Source organism: Pseudanabaena biceps PCC 7429 (assembly GCF_000332215.1).
Taxonomy (GTDB): Bacteria; Cyanobacteriota; Cyanobacteriia; order Pseudanabaenales; family Pseudanabaenaceae; genus Pseudanabaena; species Pseudanabaena biceps.
Genome location: NZ_ALWB01000266.1, coordinates 1 through 5,076, shown reverse-complemented (window position 1 = coordinate 5,076; position 5,076 = coordinate 1). Strand labels below are relative to the sequence as shown.

1 protein-coding gene and 1 pseudogene are annotated in these 5,076 nt (G+C 41.9%); one reads left to right on the top strand and one right to left on the bottom strand.

Translation table 11 applies throughout. The features are described from left to right. Nucleotides 1-90: 90 nt before the first annotated feature. Nucleotides 91-4,425, bottom strand: a complete 4,335-nt coding sequence (locus PSE7429_RS25315) for a putative Ig domain-containing protein (protein ID WP_233424402.1) — start codon at nucleotides 4,423-4,425, stop codon at nucleotides 91-93. Between the two features lie 385 nt (nucleotides 4,426-4,810). Between PSE7429_RS25315 and PSE7429_RS28250 the strand changes: the two are divergent. Continuing rightward, a pseudogene (locus tag PSE7429_RS28250) lies at nucleotides 4,811-5,076 on the top strand (IS1/IS1595 family N-terminal zinc-binding domain-containing protein); the annotation flags it as partial.

Sequence of the window (5,076 nt, the reverse complement as noted above, 5' to 3'; positions counted from 1 at the left end):
AAAATCGGAAGAAATGTTGAGGTATTCAATTCGTTTGTTAATTCACTATCTTAAGTACAAATCATTTACTACCTTTGCTTGATTCATCTTTCATTTGTGCAACGCCGTATTGAGAGTTATATTGTTATAAATTAAATCGGGAGTAATAATTCTCAGCTTGTAATTGCTATCCCCATAGCCATAGCCTTGAGCCACCAGCCAATATTCACCAGCGCCAAGCCATAGCTCTTGATCGTTATTGGTACCAGTTCCTGTAATTCTCTGTCCACTAGCATTGTATATATACCAATAGCCATTACCTTGCTGACCATCGATATACACATAGGTTTGAGTCGGAATGTTAAAGCGATAACCCACACTACCAAGATTATCGTTATCAAACGTTCCCACAATATCCGTATCTAGTGCCACCAAAGGCGAATCTGCTTTATTCAGCAATCGGAACTTATAATTGCCTATCGCTTCACCATCACCATCTACGGTAATTCTATAGGTTCCATTCATAGTCAGTCTCAGTGCCGCAGAGTCACTGGGGTTAAGATCTGAACGACTATTGGTTCTGACTACTTCGCGACCTGTGGGATCGTAAACAATAATGCTTAAATTATTTGGATTATTACTTAAAGAATCAAAATACAACAGTTGCCCTGCTGTGCCTGTGAAAGTGTAATAGTCTTGAGCACCTTTTTCATTCAAAGTGCCGCTGACATCGCTGCCAAAAGTGATAGCTGGCTTAGTTGTCAGTTCGGGCGTGACCAGATTAAATTTATAGCGTGACTCATAGCCAGCGCCATAGCCCAGTATCGCTAAGGTATATTTCCCAGCTTCTAACCATCCTTCTCTGTCTTCCCAAAGGCGTTGGGAGTAATACAACTGACCACTAGTATCATAAAGCTGCCATCCTCCAGGCTGAGCATTGTAGTATGCAGGATAATAGTTGTCATACCCTAGAGAAGTTGTGTCGAAATAGAGATACTGACGAGATGTCAGTTCAAACTGAAATAGCTCAATATTGTAGCCTCCATTTCCCAAGGTTCCAGAAAATTCTGTATCTAGAGCTATTGGGGTAGCAGCAGCTTTATCTAAAAGACGGAATGCATAGGCTCCATTGTTCTCTCCAGAACCATCTATCTTGATTTTGTATGTGCCATCAGAGGTAAGACGCAATCCAGCATTGTCTGGAGTGCGATCGCTACGACTGTCAAATGTATCTACTTGCACGCCTGATGGATCGTAAATATAGGCAATAAAGTAGCTTGAATTGTATGGATGCACTAAAGAATCGAAGAATAGCTGCTGTCCTGCTGTTCCTGTAAAAGTGAATGTATCCTGTTCACCCTTTTTAAGATTGCCACTAACTGTCGTTCCCAAAGTCATGGGAGTTACGGGTAATGGCGAGTTAATAATACTGAATGCATAGCTATTACTCGTAGTCAGAGCATCTCTACCGCGAATTGCTAAAACATATTCCCCATCAGTTTGAATATCTACTTCCATATCATCCATGTAGCCATTAGCAGCAATAGCGACATTGCGCGGATCGTAGAGTACCCAGTCCATCTTGTCGTAAGCACGACTTTGCATATCAAAATAAAGTTTCTGTCCTTTACTAGCAGTAAAGCGATAGAGATTATCTTGTGAACCTAAATTCAGAGTGTCATTAATTACCTTGTCAAAGTTGGTAATGGGAAGAAGTGCAGGATTAACCACTCTAAAGCCATAACTGCCTACGGTATCTCCACTTGGATTAATGACGATTTTATAGTTGCCATCCTCATTTAGGCTTAGAAATGGAGTGTCATAGTACGCAAGATACTCGTTGGCTACCAACTGTCCCGATGGGCTATAAATTTGAAAACGCCAATTCTCTCTACTGCCTGTGTATTGCAGTGGGTCAAAGTAAAATTTCTGCCCCGCTTTACCTGAGAAATTAAATTCTTGGTTTTGTCCAGGTACATTGATCTGCCCAATGACAGTGTCACCCAAAATTAATGATGGTGGGGCTGTCCATTCTACTTTCCCTGTGGCTGGGTCAACTTTTAATCCATCAGGACCAATGACTACGCTATAGGTTAGAGAGTCTTGATCGGGGTCGATCGCTTGAGAATCATATTGATACAGCTTATTGATATAAGCTTGAACTACAGGATTAGTTACAAATGCGGGAGGACGATTGGGAGGAATATCCGTTACGGCAAGGTTATAGTCTTGCTTTGAGACCCCACCTCTACCATCACTAACTTCAACGCTGATGGACTTGTTACCAATATCCGCTGTAGTAGTTACCCATGTAATCACACCAGTCTGACTATTGATGGTCATACCATCAGGATTAACCAAAAGTTTATAGGTGAGATTATCGCTGTCGGGGTCTGTAGCTTTGACATTATAGGTATAGGTCTTTCCACCAATTACTTCTGAGTTTGGTTGGCTCGTAATTACTGGTGGTTTGTTGAGTGTGGAAAGAACTTGTAGCTTGTAAGTAAACTGGACTTGATTGGGATTGTAGAAAATCAAATTGCCGATTTCGGTGATCTGCCCTTGATTTAGCTTGCCATCATTAACCAACGCACTGAAATCATAGTAAGGCAATCCATCGGGCGTAAACCCATTGGTATTACGAACTTGAACCGTAGGGTCGCTAATATTAGTTACTGCGACTAAAAGTGGATTGTTAACCGCGTAAGTGCCTGAATTCTTCAGGGCGAGGCTTGCGTATAGAAGTTTACTATCCTGATTGAAAGACGTGCGATCGTACTGAGGCAAAATGCTACTACTAACATCAATCGTATTGCCTAAATTTAGAGGAGTGGGTGAAGGGCTTGCGGGAAGTACGGTCTGTTGAGCAGGCAACGTATTTAATGGCGCGTTGACAATGGTGAAGTCCTTGATTGTGACCTGAGTAGTAGTATCTGCATCGTCATTGATCAGGCGAAATACCAGATTAGCTGAAGTATTCGCTGGAATACCCGTGAGATTTAATTTGACAATTCCCGTGATGGGGTCATAGGTCGTAGCGGCGGTAAGAGCTGGGGTATTGCTCTCACTGAGGTTAAAGAAACTACTTCTACCTGCGCCGATCGTTAAGGTTAAGGGTTTACCATTACTATCCACTAAGGAAACTTCAAAGGCATCATGGATAGAATTTAAAGCAGCGGTATCAAAGTTAAGTCCATCGATTTTGAATTGCAGGATCGATGGCTGAGATGGAATTGTAATGGGAATGGAACGAATAGGGCTAAAGAACGATTGTTCTTTAAGGCTGAGATCTACGGAGATATAGAAGTTTTGGTTAGCTTCTAAATGCTCGAAAGTGCTATTTTCTCTAGCCTTGAGCTGGATATTATAGATACCTGAGTCGGTAAAACTGGGTGTGCCTTGGAGTTTGGCTGTACCGTCATGGTTGTCTACAAGGGTGAGCCATGATGGTAGGTTTACCGCTGTAATGTCAAGACTATTATTTTCAGGGTCGGATGTGGTGATATTGTATTGGTAAGGCTGACCTGCACTTCCGTTATTTTTAGTATCACTAGTAAATACAGGAGATTCATTAATATTAGTGATATTGACGGTGAATACTTTCTCGTAAGATAGCCCACCTTGATCCGTAGTCTTAACTCTGATGCTGTAGCTATTATTGGTCTCAAAGTCAGGTGAGTTTACGATGTGGAGTTCGTTATTAATAATTGAGAAAGAAGTATTGTCCGAACTTCCAGTTCCAGCAACTAAGCTGTAAGTAAAAGTCTGCGGAGTTGAATCTGGATCCGTGCTGGTAAATTTGCCGATTAAGGTATTTGCAGTAACATTTTCTGGTGTTGTGTTATTGCTAAGAACCAATGCTGTCGGTGCTTCGTTGACATCAGTGATGCTAATAATTAGTGCTTTTTCAAAACTTAGTCCACCTTGATCTGTGGTTTTGACTCGGATGGAGTAACTGCTTTTGCTCTCAAAGTCAGGTGAGAAGTTGAGTTTGAGTTTACCATTCTCAATAGTAAAGAGGTTATTGTTGATATCACCGATCCCATTAACTAGGCTATAGGTAAAGCTGTTACCTGTGTCGGGGTCGATGCTGCTAAAACTGCCAACTTCCGTATTAACGGGCACATTCTCAGCTATGGAGCTTGGGTTAAGAGCTAAGTCGGTCGGAGCTAGATTGGGATTGATGACAACTGTTTGAAAAGTTTTGAAGTCGCTAAGACTGGGATTACCATCATCAGTGACGCGAATCCCAATTGTGTAAGTTCCTGCTTGGGATACGGTTGGTGTCCATGTAAAAACACCCGTAATCGGATTGATACTAGCTCCTGTAGGAGCATTTGGTTCGAGGCTATAGGTAAGGTTGGTTGGTTGATCTGGATCGGTGGCGATCGCATTCACGCTTAATAATGTTCCAGAAGCGATCGTTTGATTAGCGATCGCTGACAAAGTTGGTGCTTCGTTGACATTGAGAATGTTGACTGTGAATACTTTCTCGTAGGATAAACCTCCTTGATCGGTGGTTCTAACTCTAATGCTGTAGCTATTCTTCGCTTCAAAATTAGGTGAGTTAACAATGCGTAATTCGTTGTTGACAATCGTAAAAGCAGCATTATCAGTACTTCCAGTTCCTGTAACCAAACTATAGGTAAAGGTCTGAGGAGTTGTATCAGGGTCTGTGCTGGTAAATGTTCCAATTAGAGAATTCGCTACAACATTCTCTGGAGTCGTGTTATTGCTGAGAACTAATGCTGTTGGTGCTTCGTTGACATCGGTAGTCCTAAAAAGGAAAGGATGAGGGAAAATATCTAGATGGTTGTTACAGATTAAAGCAATGTCAGAGTCAAGTCCATCAAGTCCATCATGTCCATCCTGCCAGTCCGTATCAGTGGTTAAAAACGGTGTACTCGGCATGGCAAACAAAATTATAAATGTCGGGACTGTGGTCGTCAATTTGTAGAAAATCCACAGTGGCAGAGAGTTTCAGAGCGTATCCAAGACACTTATGACCTTTTAGAGAGACTACTGCTAGAAAAAATCCCACTAGCTGGAATAGCTAGAGTCCTCAAGGTCTCAGAGAGATGGTTGCAGAGTTACGTC